This window comes from Methylomonas sp. Uni0011 (assembly GCF_056850255.1).
The window spans coordinates 476,725-496,035 of the sequence record NZ_JBVVNO010000002.1; the positions used below are offsets into that span (position 1 = coordinate 476,725).

Genomic DNA, 19,311 nt, shown 5'->3' on the forward strand with positions numbered 1-19,311 from the left:
TTCGCTTCGCTCGGGCTATGCTGTAGCCCTATCTTTTTGAGTTATTTATGCGTTCCATAATCAAGGATTTGAAGCTGGTTTCTCTCGATATAGTCGGTATTTCAGTATTGCTGGTTTTGTCGGCGGTAACCCTATCGAATACTCCAGTCGGAGTACCTCCAGGCTTTTTGAACTCGGACAGCCCGAAAACCACTGACGATGAAAACCACGCGGTTGACATCGATAGGCCTGTGTTTTCCGATCGAACCTTGGACGCCGATTTGTTTTTCAGTCATCAGCAAGGCGACGAACAACTGGCCGGTATCGACGAGTCTTTGGGTGCCGGCGCTTGCGCGGCCGATTTTAATGGCGATGGACTAGTCGATTTGTTTTTGGTCAATGGCAGCGGCCAGACGCGTTATTACGGTAAGGCGTATTGGTGGCAACAAAATCAAGGCAATGCTTTGTTTCTCAATGCCGGCGACGGCAGGTTTCGCAATGCCACGGCCGATGCCGGTCTCGAGCAGACCCTTTGGGGTATGGGATGTTTGGCTGCGGATTTTGACAATGACGGAAATAGCGATTTACTGGTTACAGCGAAACAAGGCAATGTGCTGTATCGGAACACCGGCGGCGGCAAATTCGCCGAAGTTACAGCGGTAAGCGGCCTGACGGATAACGGTTGGAGCACTTCAGCTGCTGCAGCCGATTTCAATCGAGACGGCTTGCTCGACATCTACGTGGGGCGTTTTATCGAGTTTGAGAAAGGAAAAAAAACGTACGAGGCCAACAGTCAGTTTGTGGCGGAAAAGAAGGGTACTTTCGACGCTAGTTTGTATCCGGCGTTACCTAATCGCTTGTATGTCAATCAAGGCGGGTTCAAATTCAAGGAAGCGGCGGCGGAGTTTGGCGTGCAGGGCGCCGATGGTCGTACCCTGGACGTGTCTTGGCATGATCTTGACGGAGACGGTTGGCCGGATCTGCTTGTCAGCAACGACAAGGGCACCGGCTCAAACACGGCATATCTCAACCGTAACGGTAAACGATTCGAATCTGCAGGCCAAACTCTGGGGCTACGTTCGGCTTTGGGCAGCAGGGGGATCGGCGCTGGCGATTTGAATGGCGATGGACGCGCCGAACTGCTGTTGGCCAGTCCTAGCGGAGAAAATACCTTAGCGTTGTTTTGGCAGGCAGATAGAGACGGTTCCCTTGGTTTTTTGGATAGGTCCCGGGAGCTTGGCATCGGCAGCGACGCGTTTTTGAACGTATCCGGTTGGTCGCCGTTGGTGCGGGACTTCAACAACGATGGATTCGAAGACGTCGTGCTCGCTGCTGGACATTTAGAACCCGACCCAGATACGGCAAGGCTTAGCCAAGGGCAACCGAAACAATTGTGGCTAAACGATACTCGAGGTCAATTTGTTTCAGCGAATTCCGGCGCGGCGTTTTTCGATCAGACATCCGCGCGCGGGGCGGTAGCGGCAGATTTCGATAACGACGGCGACATTGATCTTTACTTTACCCAAAACAACGAATTGGGCCAGTACCTCCGGAACGATTCCCAGGCCAAACACTGGCTGGGCTTGAAATTGCAGGGGCAGCGTAGCAACCGCGACGGCTTGGGAGCCATTGTCCACGCCTACACGGCTACGGGACGCCAAACCAAAACCCTTGTTAGCGGCGAAGGATTTTTGTCGGATAGCGACAAGCGTCTGCTGTTTGGGTTAGGTCCCAACCCATCTGTCGAGAAGGTGGTGGTTGAGTGGCCCGACGGTGCGCAACAGATTGTTTACCCCAAGCAAGTAGATCGCTATTGGTTAGTCGCCCAGGGCCAAAACGAGCTCCAGCCATTGGATGCCAAGCTAGCGCGCGACGCCAAAGCGCTTCTGCCGATGGTCTTAGGCGGCGGCCAACCGGCACTGAGAGCCCGTTGCTTACGGATGACGAAGGATATATTGAGTGACGAAGATTTTTTTCGCGAACTGCGTGAGGCCTTGGCCGATTCGGAACCTGAGGTACGGAAGGCGGCAATTCAACTGGCTACAGAGGCTGCAAATCCACGCGGATTGGCGGTATTGGTAAGGGGGTTAGACGATTCTGAGCCGGAGAATGCCGTTGCAGCCATTGCGGGTTTGCGAGCTATGGAAGACGAAGCGTCGGTGCGTTGGTTATTAGGTGCTTTCAGTCGCGACAGTGTCGAGGTCAAAGTCGCTCTAGCGGACACGTTTGGGTATTTTTTCCGCGAGGAAGAGGCGGTGGTCTACCGTAAGTACCTTGCAGTACCTTATCTGATCCGATTATTGGACGATATCTCTCCGCAGGTCAGGGGCGCGGCTGCCAGGGCCTTGGCCGACGCGGAGCGTTTTCGCGGTGTTCATGCGTTGCTTGACCGGTTAGATGACAGCGATGTAAGCGCCCGCGGCGAATTGGTCAGGGCAGTGGGGCTAATTCGTCAGACCGAAGCGTTGCCAAAATTAAACGCTTTGTTGGCGGACGACAAACAACCTGCCTATGTTATTGCACGACTGTTTGTCGCGGCGAAGCGCCTGGGCGATGTTGACGCTCCAGCCAAATTGACGAATTTTCTAGATGGAAGCGGCGCATTTCGCGATCGGCCACTGGCACAACGATTGGCTGTGTTAAACGAATTGCTGGTTTTGGGAGACGACGCGGCGGTGTTCGATGGCGGGCCGCTACGGCAAAAAGCGCTCGACCTATTCAGTCGATTCAAGCCGGCCGATATTGGCCAGCGGTTGGCGTGGATCAGTATTTGGCAGCACTATGACGATCCCCACGTTCGTAGCTGGTTGTGGGAACAGTTGAAAGCCAAAGAACCGGAGGTTCGAGCGTCGGCTTACCGAGCATTGTCGGTCAAGGCCGAGGGTGCCACGAACGAATTGTCACGCCAAGCATGGCGCGATGTTGATCCGGCGATTCGAGAGTGGGCGCTGGGAGAGATGCTGGCTCGAAACGCCGATTTTCGCGAGGAAGAACTTCGGACGTTGATAGAAGATCCGGTATTGCGGGGTCAGGCGCTACGATCTTGGTCGGCACGCGGCATTTCCTCGCCGAATAGGTTGTTAGCAGTATTGTCGGCACAAAATACGGGTTCGCAATCAACGCCGAGTCTGACAGCGGTTTGCTTCACTGCGGACGCCGCGTTCAAGGAATTCTGCCCGGTGTTAATCTACGCGGGAGAAACAAGCCCGGACAAGCGCGAAGCCGCGCGGCGGATGTTGCTGGATACTACGCTCGACTTAACGTTACGCGAAGCGGTGTTGAAACGATACACCACTGAGTTCGATCCCGATGCATTGAATCAGCTTTACGCCGCGGCACAAAACAAGAAAGATCCGCTACGGCCGGCTCTGTTGGAAAAATTATTCAGCTTTAACGACGATTCGTTAGTCGAGTTCGCGCGCAAGATTGCCGGTAGCGCTAACGAGCAAGACGATCTTCGGCTGAGTGGGGTCGAGTTTTTGCTTAAACGCAACGACCCGTCGGCGAAAATGCTGATATTTGGTCAAGGTTCGGAGGGTAAGTCATGAGTCTACAAAACAGTCAAATGCTCGCCGAACGGCGTTATGCCAGGCCGCTTGCCGGGCTGATCCTGGTGCTGATTTGGAGTGGATACTTGAGTTGGGGTTGGCCGGCTTTTTCGGTATTTCAACAATGGCTTTGGTTGTTACATACGTTTTTGGGGCTGGCGTTGTCAGCAGCATTGCTGCCTTACCTATTCTTGCACTTTCGCCGAACGATTGGCCTGAAGCGCTCTTGGGTAGCTTTTTCCGGTATTTTGGCCGCTTTGTTAGTCGTCGCTTTGGTTGTCACTGGCTTGCATGTGGTTTTGTTCGGCCAATCGGAAGCAGAGCGTTGGGTGTTTCAATCGCATGTTTGGTTGTCTGCCGTTGCGGTCGCAATTCTCGTCGGGCATGTCGCCTTTCACGCGCTTTCGTTGCCGGAGCGCCGCAAAAACAAGGAGCCCAGCCGGTTTCCGTCATTGGCCGGTTCTTCGGCAAAGGGTTTGGTGACGATTACTGTAATTGGTTTTTTATTCGTTGCCGGGGCGACGTTTGCGTATCAATTCCGCACCAGTCCCTATAGCGATACGCCTGCGATAGAGCCCTACGGCTACAGCTACGGCGAACATCCGTTTCGTCCAAGTCAAACGGAAACCAGTACGGGGGGCTTTTTTGATGTGAAGCGCGTCGGCGGTTCCGAGCGTTGCGCCAGTTGCCATTTAGAGATCGCTGAGCAATGGCAAGCCTCGATTCATGCCCAAGCCGCATCCGATAAAACCTACCAAACGAATATTAAATTGTTATCGGAACGCAAGGGCATGGATGCAACCCGCTATTGCGAGGGCTGTCACGCGCCGGTCGCGTTGCTGAGCGGTCAACTGACCAAGGGCGGAAAGCTGGACACGCCCGGCCACATGCAGCAGGGTGTCAGTTGCATGGCTTGCCATGGCATCGAGCGCATAGAACATTTGAAGGGCGTTGCCAGCTACCGGTTTGCGCCACCGCAAGCGTATTTGTTTGATGGTGCGGATAGATCGCTGCCAGTGTTTCTGCATAACTTTTTGATACGCTTGAAACCCGAGCAGCACAAAGCGGATCTCGCGAAAAGTGTGTTGGCGGCGCCGGAAATATGCGCTACTTGCCATGCGCAGTTTATGGACAAAGACTTTAATAACTGGGGTTGGGTGAAGATGCAGGACGATTACACCGCATGGTTGAACGGTCCTTACTCGGGACAAACCCGGCAAACGTTTGCTCATGCCCAGCAACGCCGTTGCCAGGATTGCCATTTTCCACTTCAGCCTGGCAAAGATCCCTCTGCGAGTCCGGAGGGATTGATCAAAACACATTTCAATGTTGGTGCAAACATGGCGGTTCCGTGGGTAACACGCAACGAAGGTCAGCTGGAAAGAACAAGGCGGTTTTTGACTGCCGATCAGGTGCGGATCAGCATAGACAAGCCGAATCGTAACGACGCGGTAGAAACCGCGCGCCATGTCGATCCGAGTTTGATTCCTTCGACCGAAGCTCCGGCCTATTGTTACTTAGGTGAAAAAGTGACGTTGAAAGTGGCTGTGACTAATGCGCAGGTCGGTCATGCCTTTCCCGGAGGTACTACCGACATCAACGAAGTCTGGATTCATTTTCTGGTTAAGGACGGCCAGGGGCGTACGGTTTACGAATCCGGCCAACTCGATGCCGGCAATAACGTCGAGCCGAACGCCTATTTCTACCGGTCGATTCCGATAGATCGGCAAGGCAATGCCGTTTGGCGGCATGATTTGTTCAATATGGTGGGGGATAGCTTTAAGCGCACGATTCCGCCGGGCGGAAGTGACGTGACTAGTTACACCTTTACTATTTCGGACGACACGAAAGGCCCGTTGACAGTGACTGCGGGCATCAACTATCGCAAATTGAATAACCGCTATGCCCGCTGGGCATTCAAGGACGACCGGCTCGAATTGCCGATTGTTGAAATGGCTGCGACATCCTTGACGTTGCCGGTCAAAATCAGACCCCAGGTTGCGAATGCGGCCTATGATCAGTAAATCACTGCAAGGTGTCGCTTGGCTTTTTGTCGGGAAATTTTACATTCGTACTCAAGTGCCAGGGCGGAAATTTACCTTAACGAATGTAATGGGTTGAATTTCTGTTAAAACCTACAAAAAGGCATAATTTTTGTGTGCGGACAGGACATTGTTCAAATCACAGGAATTTAACATGCAAACAAAATTGTTTCCTTTCGGCGCGGCTGTTTTGGTTGCGATGCTCTACGCTGATTCGGTTTCCGCGGCGGCCATTGTTAACGGGACGTTCAATAGCGATCTTAACGGCTGGTCTACCGTAACCAGTAACGGAGCGGTGAATTGGAATTCAGCCGCCGCCGCTGAACTGGTCACGGGAGCCGGTACGGCACCTTTTTCTGCAGTAATAGTGCAGGGCGACGATGGCTTGTTTAGTTTCGGCAGCCCGATTTTATTGGGGGCCGGTGACGATTTTCTCAAGTTCGATGCGCTGTTTAGCTCATTGGGGAATGACGGCTCGGAAAACCCCGTAGGCTTGTTTAGCGACAATTTATCGCTTTGGATGTACGACGCCAATGGTTTGGGAGATGTCTTTTTGGCAACCATTGATGCCTTGACCAGTGCAACGTCTTTTTCGCTGGACCTTAGCGCTTACGTAGGCCGTTCTGTGGCATTTTCGTTCGAATTGAACGATGAAGACGATGGTCTCGATTCCAGGGTTCTGTTGGATAACGTTCGTCTGGAACAGCGCTCAGAACCACCGGTTAGCGTGCCTGAGCCCGGAACACTCGGACTGATGATGCTTGGCGGATTGGCTTATTGCGGTCGTGTATTGCGAATTCGCCGTAAAGTTCAAAATCCAATCCAACAACTTAGAGTTGTTTCGCAAAATATAATTTGCTAGAGTTCGGCTCAGCGGCTAACGTGAAAACGCAGGTGTCAAAATTCTTACAAATATCTGCGTTTTTTGTGCCGATCAGGAAGGCTTCGGAGCCTGACAGTTCAACAAGCGGCGATGCATGGGTGTCGCGATGACAAAAGAAAAATAAGGAGTTACGGATGTCGGTTATCCAGCGTTTGCAAGTTTTGTTAATGGGTAGGACAGTCGCACAGTCGAGAGCTTATTTCTCAACACCGATAAAGCCGCTATTTCCCATCGCGGCTTTTTTTATGTTGTTTTTCTTGTCCGTACAGTTTCCGGAAGCCGCCGAAGCCGCAACCGGAAGTTGGGAAACGGTCTCTGCCAGCCAGGTCAGCGTCAAACTGGCTACTCCGGTGCGCAACCGCCGCAGCAACGACGCAACGGTCGGCGTTAGCCTCCAAAATACCAGTGGTGGTGAAATCGCCGGACCGTTGCGGTTAGTTATCACCGGCTTGGCACCGGCCGGCAAAGTCTCGATTAGCAATGCGAGCGGTACCACCGACGCCGGCGAACCTTATTTCGATTTGACCGGCTACGTTGGCGGCAACTTTACCGCTGGCGGTAGCGGCTTGGTGACTGTCATCGTCGCTGGCGGCGGCCCCAATACCTTCAGTTTTTCCACTCGGGTCGAAAAAGCCGTCGCACAAGCCTTGAAGGTGCAAATCATCAGCCCGGCGACGCTGCTCACCGTTGGTCATACGCCGCAAACCGTCAAAGGCACCGTCTCAGATCCTGCTGCCCAGATTACGCTAAACGGTGCACCAGTCACCAACAACAACGGTAGCTTTCAAGCTGACGTCTCGTTGGACGAGGGCCATAACACCATCACGGCCCGCGCAGTTAATGCTAAAGGCGAAGATGTCAGCGACGCCATTTCGCTATCCTTGGACATGACGCCGCCGTATTTAACAGTCGAATCGCCCAAAAACGGCGATACCGTGCGCACCGATAAAATCGCGGTATCCGGCCTGATCAACGATATCGTGCGCGGTACCGTCGCCGAAGGCCAAGCCAACGTCAAAGTAAATGGCGTAGCAGCCTCGATTGCCAACCGCAGTTATTTGGCCGAAAACGTGGCATTGAACGTCGGCGAAAACACGATCAAGATCGATGCTGCCGATAATGTCGGCAATACCAGCAGCATCAGCATCAAAGTCACTTATCAACCCTTGGCTCCGCAGCACATTGAACTGTTTGGCGGCCAGGACCAAACAGCAAAAATCAACGCCGCTTTGGCGCAACCCTTGAAAGTCAAGTTGCTGGATAGCGCCAACAAACCGGTTGCCAACAAACCGGTGATCTACCGCGTCACCGAGGGCGACGGCGTATTAAGCGTCGGCAACAGCGACCAAGGTCAAGGCGTGCTGGTGCAAACCGATGCCCAAGGCGTCGCTTCCACCACCTTTAAGACCGGCAGCCGGGCTGGTACCGGAAACCAGCGCGTTAGAGCTACATCAGTTGGTTTTGACGGCGAAGTGCTGTTCTATGCCAGCGCGACAGTCGGGGCCGGCAACAAAGTTACCGTCAACAGCGGCAACAACCAACGTGGCGCGGTTAGTCAACCGTTACCGTTGCCGTTTGTCGTTGCAGTGGTCGACGACGGCGCGAACGTCGTACCGGGAGCCAAAATAGAGTTCAAGGTCACCCAAGGTGGTGGCAAATTCCAAAACGGCCAAACCGCCATCACCAGCACCACCGACAGCGACGGCCGCGCTACTGCCGAATTTACGCTGGGTAGCGAAGAAGGGCTGGATGTGCATAGGGTCAGTGCGACTTTAGTCGGAACCGAGTTGTACGCTGGTTTCACCGCTTCAGCCCTGAAGACCGGCAATCCCGGCCAAACCAGCATTAGCGGCGTGGTCCTGGATAATCAGGAACATCCGCTACCCAAAGTCACCGTGCGCGTCGACGGCACTACCCGCGAAGCGCAAAGCGACGACAAAGGCCAGTTTAAAATCACCGAAGTGCCGATCGGTGCGGTCCGTTTAATCGCTGATGGCAGTACCACTACCGCCGAAGGCGAGTGGCCGACGTTGGCTTTTAATCTTGTCACTATCGCCGGTGCCGATAACCCCCTATCTGCACCGATCTATCTAGTCAAACTGGATACCGTCAACGCCAAAATCGTCGGCGATCAGGACGTTACACTCACTTTGCCTGAAGTGCCCGGTTTTGCACTGGAAGTCAAAAAAGGCTCGGTCACCTTTCCGGACGGCAAAAAGACCGGCAAGTTGTCGGTCACGCCGGTGAATGCCAGCAAAATCCCGATGGCACCGCCCAACGGCATGCAGCCGCAGTTCATCGTCACCATCCAGCCGGTCGGCGCCAAGTTCGATCCGCCGGCCAGGCTGACTTTGCCGAATGTCGATGGTCATAAGCCAGGCGCGCAAGTCGAGATGTATTCCTACGACCATGATCTGGAAGAGTTTGTGGCGATCGGTTTGGGTACGGTTGCCGCCGATGGCAGCGTGATCAAGTCTAATGAGGGCGTGGGGGTAATCAAAGCGGGATGGCATTGCGGTAGTCAGCCTGGAGGAAGTGGTTGCGCTTCGAGTCCTGGGGAATGTCAAAAATGCGTGGGTAACTGTCAGATTGTTCCAGACGACAGCAAAACGCCGACATCAATAAAGGATGTTCCAGAAGACTGTAAAAAGCCAGGATGTAAGGGCGGAAGTCCTACCCAAGTTCCTAATGACTCGGATGTCTCGAAAAACGATATAAAAGGCGATTGTAAAAAGCCAGGCTGCGAAAACGGTAGCGCAAAAGATCAGAAAGATGATGCTGATATTACAAAAGAAGATGCGAAGTGTGGTAGTTGCATGGACATGGCTATTAAGCCCGATCCCGCAAAAGATAAAGCCAAATGTGGGGATGGCTCCGAGAAACAAAATTGTTTTGAATGCAAAGACGGTCGATGCGGGATGCCCGAATGCCCTGTCGATGAGGGAAATGATCAGATTTTTCGATTTTCAGAGTCGAATTTGGGCAAGGTAAAAGATTTCGCAGACAAGGCGCAGAACGTCTTAAAGAAAATACCTTATTTGAATATCAATGGGGTAAAGGTTGAGGCGCGTGGTGAGGTTGCAACAGGAAAAAGGTGTTGTAAAGATTGCAGAATGACAAATCCCGTTTCCAGATACGAAAGGGTGAATATTCTTGGATATGTGGAGATAACTGCGACTTTATCCCAAGCGCCGAAGTTAAGTTTCGACGAAACCTTGGCATATAAAGGATATGGTATTCATGTGTTCGGAGACGGAAAATGGGGAATTTGGGCCGATGTGTCTCTCACGGGGAGCGCCGGAGGATATGGGGAGTATCTTTTTGATTGTATTGACGCTGAGGGTTGCGTAGCTCTCACAGGTGGAGCCAATATCTCGATTAAGCCAACCATAGGCTTAGATATTAAAAGTATCGGGGCCGATGTATTGCTAGCGGGCACTCCAAAGCAGATTATCGATGTGGGGGTAACGGCTACCGCAGCAGCAAGGTTGGGTCAAAGCGGTTTTCAAGGGAATTTGCCTATTTACGGTAATAACTGTCCGACGTTTTGTGGTTATACGCTCGCCGCATTTACGGGTGAAGCAAAAGTCGGGGTTAGAATATCCTTGTTTGGATATGAGTTGTTAAATCCACCGCAATTCACTTATGTGATTATTATCTATCCAGGGCAAGATGGTTCATGTTAATGCAACAACTAATTTATAGACTACTGTTTCTGATTTGGATTTTGCTGCATTCTATTGGCGCTTTTGCCGATGCGAGCAAAAAATATGTAACCTTGATAGGTGATAAGACTGCCTACGTCGAGGGAGAAATATGTTTTGATAGCGTTATAAGTCCAAGTGATGCGAATTATCGCAGCTCGGCAAGCGTTTTGAATAAATTGATTTCTGATTTGAAAAACGGTAGGACGGTCGGCTATCTGCTTAAAGACAAAACTAAAGGTTTTGAAAAAGTCTCTCCAATGCCGAAAAAGTTTTATACCGAGCAACAAGATATTAGGTTTGTAGGCGGAGTTCGCTGGGGTAGATATATCGGTATTGGCGTAGATTATTTATACCCAAATAAAAATATTCCATGGAGAGAAGATTTTCATTGTACTGTTGATTTTAAAGATTGTTTGCTGGATTTTGAGTTTGCAAACAATCCTGAAAACAAGATTTATGAAAGTATTTATTACACATTAGTCAATAGCGGAGCTAGTGATAAATCGCTTTCTGATGGTTCCGCGGTCGCTACGAATAAAATCAAATTGAAGTGGCCTTTCGGAGATGAGGATCCAAAAAATAGTTGCCCTATTTTTTTAAATTATCTGCTAATTGAATTAAACGAGAAGTTCTGTTTGGATTGTAAGGAGCTGGACGATTTGATTGTCAAGGTCAAGGACCTCGAGAACAGAAAGATCGCTTCTGCTGTTGTCAAAACGATAAAACAAGTGAAAGAAAGTGGCTTAAATACAGCGTTTTTAGCTTCGGGGGCTAACAATCCAATACGCATGGTCGGTGTTACCGGTCATCAAAGTGTGATGAATGTTGAGAATTTTGTTGCCTATGTTTCGTCTTGGAAGAACGTAAATCTGCTCGGTTTTATTAAAAATGGTTCTCTAATTGATGTCTTTGTTGAGTTTAATTTTTCCCAAACTGGGCATGGAAAACTTGAGCTTCTGCGGTTTAAGCAAGAAGGCGATTCGATTGTTGCGGACTTTTTTGGAAAGGTTTCTGTCGGCGAAGGCGTTCTGTACTCCGATTATCTATTAGGCGCTATAGCTAAGAAATACAAATTGATCGACGATTAATGGAATATAACAAAAGTCTGCGGGCTGTTGGTCTTAAATATCTGTTTTTTTTCTGTGTTCTGTTTGTTGTTGTTTTTTGTGTTGAAAGGTACTCGGCTTATTATCCGCAGTTCGATTTTTTTTGGGGTTTTACCAAGTTTATCGCACGGTTGGTTTCTTTGTTATTTTTGTTGCGCGGAATTGTATTTATAGTTATCGGCGGTGGCTGGAAAATTCTGGTAACCGAGAGTTTTATTCGATGGGAAGTTCCCCCTAAATCCAATTTTTTGTTTCTTAAGTCTGACGATTCTTTTGCATTAAATTTTGGCGATATCGATTACGTGATATCGGAGCATGGCGGTGTTGATTTTCCGAGTTTGTCCTTGGTCTTTATTGCGCACTCGGGACAAAGGTTCAAGGTTTCGGATGAGAGCGGAGTTAAACTTTCTAAAGTCCAAAAGCTATTAGTCGATCGTGGCATCGAAATTAGAAACGTTAGTCTTTAGTATCCATTTTATGCCGATCGGATTGGAGTATTCGGTTTTCGTGTAATTTGATTAGCGCTGTTAATAGTGGTTTACAGTCAATATTCTATGATTGAGTTTTTAGGTATTTCTCAAGTGGAAAAAATCTGGTGGTTTGTTTCGAAGTTGCCGGCGGCTCTTTGAATTCAATCTGCCGCGAAATTCAGTGTTATCGTCTTCGGCTAATCAATAAGCAATGTTGAATAAATATATGGAAATACTAGCGGGATTGTCCGCCAAGAATATTAAGGCAATTACCATGTTATTTTTTTTGTCGTGGGTTTCCTCTGTATCGGCTGAAGAAGGTTGGGTCGCTGACGAAGTATTTACCCAGTTGTCGGAGATGAGAAAGGAAATTGGCCAATTGAAGGATAAGGTATTTGCTTTGGAGCAGAAACTAGTTCAATCGCAACCGAAAGCAGAGCCAATTTCCTTGGCGGGTGCCGCAAATATAAGTTCAGCTAAGGCGTCGCCCAATATTGCGGTGGTTGAATTTTCCGATTACGAATGCCCGTTTTGCGCTAAGCATAACAAGAACGTGTTGCCCAAACTGCGCGAGCGTTACATAGACAAGGGTGTTATCCAGTATGTCATGATGGATTTTCCCTTGGAATTTCACGCCCATGCAAAAATGGCGGCCTTGGCAACGCGTTGTGCCGGCGAGCAAAAACAATATTGGCCGATGCACGATGCGATTTTTGAAGCCAAGGGTCAAGTCAACGACGAATTGCTTGCCGAAGTGGTTTTGCGGCACAAGTTGGATTTGGCGGTGTTGCGTAAATGCATGGACGATCCGGTCCAACTCGACAAGCTGCAAAGCGACATTGCATTAGGTTCTAGTTTGGGTGTCAACGGCACGCCAGCATTTCTGATCGGCAAAATTAATAAAAATAAGCAATTGGTGGAATATCGGCGCTTCGACGGCGTGCAGTCGTTCGAAACCTTCGCCAGCATGATTGATAGTCTAAAAAAATAACGTAATAGCGTCTTAGGGATCGGGAGATGAAGACGATGAACACACAGATTACGAAATCATTTTCGCTGTTGACGTTCTTGCTGGGATTGATCTGGCAAGGGCAAGCGGCAGGTAACGGTTTGGATCAAAACTGCGTCGTCAACATTCTGAATCGAACTGTGCAGGTCAACAAGGATGGCGGCTGGGCGATGCCAAACGTGCCGTCGCAAATGGGCCGGGTCAGGGCGCGGGCCACCTGTACCATTCTCGGAGATACCTTTTCCGGGGAAAGCGAATATTTCAATGTGGTGCAAAACGGCATAGTCAATGTGCCGGAAATAAAGTTCCAAGTGATTGAACCGATACCGGTTAGCCTAAAATTTACCGAACCTTCCACCGAAACCCTAATCAGCCAAGGCGCCACTGCGCAGCTTATCGTAGACGCTACTTATCGGGATGGAACGGTAAAGGACATCTCAGCGTCCAGCAATGGTACGAACTACACCTCCAGTAATCCGGCCATTGTCAGCGTCGACTCCGAAGGTTTGGTAACCGCGGTGTCTAGCGGTAGTGTGTTGATTACTGCGCGGAAGGACGAAGTAGTCGCCTTTAAGCGCATCAATGTGGTGACTACGGGAGACGCCGACGATGACGGTTTGCCGGACGATTTTGAGATTGCTAACGGCTTGAATCCCAACGACCCGTTAGATGCTTTGGAAGATCCTGATAACGACGGTTTGACCACCAAGCAGGAGTATCAAGCGGGTACCAATTTCAGACTGGCCGACAGTGATGGCGACGGTTTGAGTGATGGTGTCGAGGTTTCCGGGTCGAAAGGTTATGTCACCGATCCGTTGAAAGCCGATACGGACGGCGATGGGGTCAACGACAACGACGAGATCATAGCCGGCTATAACCCGACGGATGGTACCGATGGCGGCGGGCGTAACTACTTAGAATTGGTGGTGTCGCCCGCCAATCCGACCATGACCTTCAATACCGTTTATAACGAGGCCAATTTACAGGTAAAAGTTTCCGGCAAACGCGGCGACGGCAGTTTGGTCGATCTCACCGCAAAATCGACTGGCACTACTTACAGCTCCAGCAATTTGAGTGTAGTGAGTTTCGGCGCCAAGGACGGTTTATTGTTCGCCGGCCAGTCCGGCACCGCGAATTTGACCGTTCGCAACGGCGGATTGGAAAAAACGGTCACGGTGACCATCGGCACCTTCAATCCAACCGCCCTTTCTTCGATCGCGATTCCTGGCTACGCCAATAACGTCGATGTCGCAGGAGACTATGCGTATGTGGCTGCGGGTAGCAAAGGCTTACAAATTCTTAACGTAGCGAACCGTTCCGCACCCAGTATTGTCGGCAGTCTGGATACTGCCGGTACCGCGATTGACGTGCGTGTTGTCGGCAATTTGGTTTATCTGGCCGACGGCGACCACGGCTTGCAGATCATCGACGTCACCGATCCGACCGCGCCCAGCTTGATGGCCTCCTACGAAACGGCCGGCATAGCCCAGGACGTTAAGATCGACAACCAATTCGCGTATATTGCGGACGGCAATAACGGGCTCGAGATCGTCGATGTCCGCAAGCCAAATCAACCGCTATTTGCTGGAGCCTTGAGCGGTTTAGGCGAGACCAAAGGTGTCGATGTTCAAGGAACCACCGTGGTTGCGGTCGCTGGCTCCTCTTTGCACGTCATCGACATTACCGATAAGACCAACCCGCTGAAGACAGGCAGCTTGAGTATCGGCCCGGTTAAAGATGTCGTAGCAAAAGATGGTTACGCTTACGTTGCGGCCTATTCGTCTGGCTGGAAAGTCGTCGATATCCGCGACGCCGCTAATCCGGTTGTCATAGGCGGCGATGCTAATTTTGTCCCCCGCGACATCGAATTGACCGACGGATTCGCATTTGCCGCGGAGCAACTGTTTCCCAACGTGACTGCTTACGTCAACATCGAAGATCCGGAAAACGCGGTATTTCAAGGTACCATCGATCTGTCCCGTTTAGGCGACTATGCCGGTACCGGTATTGCTTTGGATAGCAATTATGTTTACGTGACGGAAGAAGCCTATGTCGTTGGTCAGGATTACGGTAGCGACGGCAATACCCGATTGTTCATCGCCCAATACCGGCTCACCGAAGACAAAGGCGGTGTGGCACCGACCATCGAAATTTCCGAACCGCCGCAAGATACTGTAGTTGTTGAAGGTAAAAAAATTACTATCACCGCCAACGCCGACGACGATATCGGCGTGAAATCGGTGTCTTTCCTGATGAATGGCGAAGTTGTTTACACCGATACCTCGCGTCCTTACCAATATCCTGTTTCGGTACCGTTCGGGACGGTTGGCAGCACTATTTCGATTACCGCGAGAGCGGTCGATTTCGGCGGGAACCAAACAACTACGCCGACTTTAACATTAACGGTACAAGCCGACACCGACCGCGACGGTCTGAGTGACGAACAGGAAGCAATCTACGGAACCAATGCGGCCGATCCGGATACCGACGACGACGGCATTAAAGACGGCGACGAAGTTGATATGTATACCAGTCCGACCGACGCCGATTCGGATAATGACGGCATCGAGGACGGCGTCGAAGTGCAAAAAGGCACCGATCCGCTGAATCCGGATGTGACGCCGCCGACGGTGAATTCAACTTCGCCGGCCAATGAGGCAACCGATATACCGGAAAACAACCCGATTATCGTGACTTTTGCCGAGCCTTTACAGGCGAAGTCCATCAACACCGATTCGATTTCCGTTTACCAAGGCCTACTGGAAGGCGCCGCCAAAGTGGGTGGGCGGGTACGCTTATCGAGTGACGGTCTGCAATTGATTTTCACACCGAGCGATATTCTTGCCGACTACACGGATTACAAAGTTGTCGTCGATGGTGTTAGGGATAGAGCCGGCAATCCGATAGCTTCACCCCATAGCTTTCACTATAAAACCGGCAACACGGTAGATACTACGCCGCCGACTGTTGCCGCAGTCGATCCGAACTCGAACAGTAGCAATGTTCCGGTCAACGTTGTCGTCGGAGTGCGTTTTAGCGAGCCGGTGCACACCGACTCGGTGAATGACCAATCGGTATTGCTTTATGACAGCGTAACCGGGCAACAAGTGTTGGGTGTTGTCACGCTAAACGGAGACGGTCAAAGCGCGACGTTTGTGCCGAACCAAGCTTTGGCTGTCGGACGGCAGCACCGGATTGCGCTAACCAATGCGATTAAGGACCTTTTTGGCAACTCGTTAAATTACTCGAATTACTATTTCACTACATCCTTCGATAAGGATGCCAGTGGACCTAAAATCACCGCTTTCAGTGTAGGGGCCGACCAAGCCAGCGTTCCGACGAACGGAGTCCTGCAAGTGCGGTTTGACGAGCCGGTGAGCGGTTTGAGTTTGGGTGGAGTGGAGCTGCGCAAAGGCGGCGACGTGATCGCGGTGACGCGGGAACTGAGCGGGGACCGGAAGACGCTGACGCTGAAATTGCAACAGCCGTTACAGCCGAACACGGGCTACAGCCTGCATGTCGAAGGCGTGGAAGACCTGAGCGGCAACGTATTGGCGAGTGCCGAGGACAGAAGCTTCACCACCGGTGCGGGAGCCGACCTGCAAGGCAACGGTCTGGCGCAATACAGCCCGGCGAACGGCGCGACGGGGATAGGCTTGAATGTCAAACCGGTACTGACCTTCAACGACCGGCTGAACCCGTTGGCGGTGAACAGCGACACGATTGCGCTGTACGACACCGCGACCGGGCAGCGTCCGAGCGTGAGCTACAGTGTCAGCGCGGACGGCAAGACGGTGACACTGACGCCGAGCGTGGCATTGACGGCGAGCCGGCAATACCGGGTTTACATCTCCAACTGGGCAAGCTTGACCGACCAGGCCGGGAACGGAATTGGCTGGACCTATTGGACATTTACGACCGGTACGGCCAACGACCAGGAAGCACCAATAATCAGCGGACAAAACATCCAAGACGGCGCGACCGGCATCGCGGTGAACAGCAAGCTGCGCTTCGTACTCGACGAAGCGGTCAGTCCGTTCAGTCTATCCGGCAGCGTGCATTTGCAACTCAACGGTGTCGAGGTGGCGGGCACCGCCGTACTGGGCAGCGACAACCGCACCATCACCTTTACCCCCAGCAGCGCGTTGGCGGTTAACACCGAGTACAGCATTGTCCTGGACGGTCTGTACGACTATATCGGCAACCGATTGGCGGCGGTCACCAGCCGCTTCACCACCTCCAGTTCGGCCACCGCCGACACCACAGGCCCGAGCGTCGTCATTACCCCGGCGAGCGGCAGTACCGGCGTCAGCGCGACAGCGCCGATCGTCTTCAGCTTTAACGAAGAGATCGATAGCACCAGCCTGGACAGCGGCATCTATGTCCAAGCCGACGGCTTCAGCGGAAATGTGGCCGGAACCCTCAGCCGTAACGGCAACATCGTGACGTTCACCCCGTTAGTAGCCTTCCCCGGCAACACCCGGATCTGGGCCTATGCCAATGGCGTACAGGACATTGCCGGCAACAGCAGCGGCTATCGCTACAGCTATTTCAACACCGGCACCGGTGGCGACACCGTCGCGCCGCAACTGGTGTCCATCACCCCGAACGACGGAGCGATGGACGTGTACGGCAACAACCCGATCGTGCTGAGTTTCTCCGAATCCCTGAACCGGAGCACCGTCAACAGTAACAGCGTCGGCCTGTTCGTCAACGGCAACATCGTCAGGCCGTCGATCAGCTTCTCCGGCGACAACCGCACGGTGACGTTGAACTACAACCTGCCGGCCTCCAGCGTGGTGACGGTCCTGCTGACCAACGACATCAAAGACCTGAGCGGCAACCGCTTGGCCGATGCCGCCAAAGTGTTTGCCACCGCGGCGGATGTCGACACGGCACGGCCGAGTATCGTCACGGCCTTGCCGGGCAATGGCGCTTACAACGTGCTGTCGAAAAACAAAATTGTGCTGTACAGCAACGAAGCGCTGAAAGCCACTAGCTTGCCAGCGGCATTACACGTCTCGCAAAACGGCGTGTTGATCAAAGGCACCCCGCAATTGCTCGGCGACGGCCGGACCCTGATGTTTACGCCGGAACAGCCGTGGGCGAAAGCCGCCTACATCGAAGTGTTCCTCGACAGCACCGCGCAAGACCAAAGCGGCAATGCCTTGAACAGCTTCCATAGCCAATTCCGGATTGAAGAAGATCCGGCGCAGAAGGCACCGTATGTGATTGCGACCGGCTGGAGCGGCAGCAAACTGAATCCGGTATTGGACTTGCAATTCAACGAAGCGCTAGACCCGGCCAGCGTCAGCAACAGTACGTTCGCGTTGCGGTACTACTACTACGGAGTCGAAATCCCGACAACGGTGAGTCTGCTGAAAGGTAACCGCGTAGTACGCCTGCAACCGACCGAATTGCTGCAGACTAACCGTGGCTATCAAATCGGCATTCGTGCCGGCGTCAAAGACGCCAGCGGCGTGGCAGCGACCTACAACAGCGATTACGTCTACTACTATTCGACGGCGGCGGACGCCTTCGAGGATACGGTAGCGCCGAAAGTCACGGCGCTGAGTCCGGCGGACGGAGCGGAACAGGTCGGCATCAACAACCGCATCTCGATGCGCTTTGACGAGTCCGTGAATCCGATCAGCTTCTTAAGTGACGATCCCGACCTGCCGCTGGCGCAAGTGCCGAACTACAACGCGTCGACCTACTCGTTGAATTTCAGCGACAGCAACCGGCAAGTGACCTACATCCCGCACGAGCCTTGGCCGGCGGACAGCGACGTCACGGTAGCGGTGGACAAAGCCGAAGACTACGCGGGTAACTTGGTCACGCCGTTGAGCCACACCTTCCATACCGCCAACGGCCCGGATACCGCGGCGCCGACGGTAGTAGAGTGGAGCATGGCTGCGAGCGCGACTGACGTACCGGTCAATGCCGTACTCAAAGTCCGCCTGAACGAAGCCATCGATCCGGTGTCGGTCACGGACAGCAGTTTCTACCTGTACGACTACACCACCGGAGCCCATGTAGCGGCAACCCGGAGCCTGAGTGACGACGGCCGAACCTTGATCTTGGTACCGGAACAGGCGCTGGCCGTCAGTCGCAACTACCGACTCTACGTCTACTACGTTCAGGACATGAACGGCAACAGCGAGTACGACACGCGCTATTTCACCACAGCGATCGCAGCCGACAACACCGCGCCGCAGGTTAGCGCGTACAGCTTGGAGGCCGACCAAGCCAGCGTTCCGACGAACGGAGTCCTGCAAGTGCGGTTTGACGAGCCGGTGAGCGGTTTGAGTCTGGGTGGAGTGGAACTGCGCAAAGGCGGCGACGTGATCGCGGTGACGCGGGAACTGAGCGGGGACCGGAAGACGCTGACGCTGAAATTGCAACAGCCGTTACAGCCGAACACCGGCTACAGCCTGCACGTCGAAGGCGTGGAAGACCTGAGCGGCAACGTATTGGCGAGTGCCGAGGACAGAAGCTTCACCACCGGTGCGGGAGCCGACCTGCAAGGCAACGGTCTGGCGCAATACAGCCCGGCGAACGGCGCGA

At 52.5% G+C, this 19,311-nt stretch carries 8 protein-coding genes; all 8 read left to right on the forward strand.

Features of this window, described 5'->3' with window-relative positions:
* The first annotated feature begins 47 nt into the window (after window positions 1–47).
* A complete protein-coding gene (locus AC0IM9_RS04915; RefSeq protein WP_482803265.1) occupies window positions 48–3,527 on the forward strand; it encodes an FG-GAP-like repeat-containing protein in 3,480 nt (1,159 codons plus the stop codon).
* Window positions 3,524–5,551, forward strand: a complete 2,028-nt coding sequence (locus tag AC0IM9_RS04920) for a cytochrome c family protein (RefSeq protein WP_482803266.1) — start codon at window positions 3,524–3,526, stop codon at window positions 5,549–5,551. Before AC0IM9_RS04915 ends, AC0IM9_RS04920 begins: the two co-directional genes overlap by 4 nt.
* 172 nt (window positions 5,552–5,723) lie before the next feature.
* Window positions 5,724–6,431: a PEP-CTERM sorting domain-containing protein gene (locus tag AC0IM9_RS04925; protein ID WP_482803267.1), complete on the forward strand. Its 708-nt coding sequence runs from the start codon at window positions 5,724–5,726 to the stop codon at window positions 6,429–6,431.
* A 155-nt stretch (window positions 6,432–6,586) separates the two neighbouring features.
* Window positions 6,587–10,138 (forward strand): carboxypeptidase regulatory-like domain-containing protein, encoded by a 3,552-nt coding sequence (locus AC0IM9_RS04930; RefSeq protein ID WP_482803268.1) that lies wholly within the window; start codon window positions 6,587–6,589, stop codon window positions 10,136–10,138.
* Window positions 10,138–11,247, forward strand: a complete 1,110-nt coding sequence (locus AC0IM9_RS04935) for a hypothetical protein (RefSeq protein WP_482803269.1) — start codon at window positions 10,138–10,140, stop codon at window positions 11,245–11,247. The genes AC0IM9_RS04930 and AC0IM9_RS04935 overlap by 1 nt, the downstream gene beginning before the upstream one ends.
* Window positions 11,247–11,732, forward strand: coding sequence for a hypothetical protein (locus AC0IM9_RS04940; RefSeq protein WP_140910703.1), 486 nt, complete (start codon window positions 11,247–11,249; stop codon window positions 11,730–11,732). The genes AC0IM9_RS04935 and AC0IM9_RS04940 overlap by 1 nt, the downstream gene beginning before the upstream one ends.
* 277 nt (window positions 11,733–12,009) lie before the next feature.
* Window positions 12,010–12,726, forward strand: a complete 717-nt coding sequence (locus AC0IM9_RS04945) for a DsbA family protein (protein WP_482803270.1) — start codon at window positions 12,010–12,012, stop codon at window positions 12,724–12,726.
* A 35-nt stretch (window positions 12,727–12,761) separates the two neighbouring features.
* A partial coding sequence (locus tag AC0IM9_RS04950) for an Ig-like domain-containing protein (RefSeq protein WP_482803271.1) occupies window positions 12,762–19,311 on the forward strand: 6,550 nt, incomplete at its 3' end.

Excerpts from the sequence above, each read along its gene's own strand:
- AC0IM9_RS04925 (WP_482803267.1), top strand. The coding sequence starts at position 5,724 with ATGCAAACAAAATTGTTTCCTTTCGGCGCGGCTGTTTTGGTTGCGATG.
- AC0IM9_RS04945 (WP_482803270.1), top strand. The coding sequence starts at position 12,010 with ATGTTATTTTTTTTGTCGTGGGTTTCCTCTGTATCGGCTGAAGAAGGT.
- AC0IM9_RS04920 (WP_482803266.1), top strand. The coding sequence starts at position 3,524 with ATGAGTCTACAAAACAGTCAAATGCTCGCCGAACGGCGTTATGCCAGG.
- AC0IM9_RS04915 (WP_482803265.1), top strand. The coding sequence starts at position 48 with ATGCGTTCCATAATCAAGGATTTGAAGCTGGTTTCTCTCGATATAGTC.
- AC0IM9_RS04935 (WP_482803269.1), top strand. The coding sequence starts at position 10,138 with ATGCAACAACTAATTTATAGACTACTGTTTCTGATTTGGATTTTGCTG.
- AC0IM9_RS04930 (WP_482803268.1), top strand. The coding sequence starts at position 6,587 with ATGTCGGTTATCCAGCGTTTGCAAGTTTTGTTAATGGGTAGGACAGTC.
- AC0IM9_RS04940 (WP_140910703.1), top strand. The coding sequence starts at position 11,247 with ATGGAATATAACAAAAGTCTGCGGGCTGTTGGTCTTAAATATCTGTTT.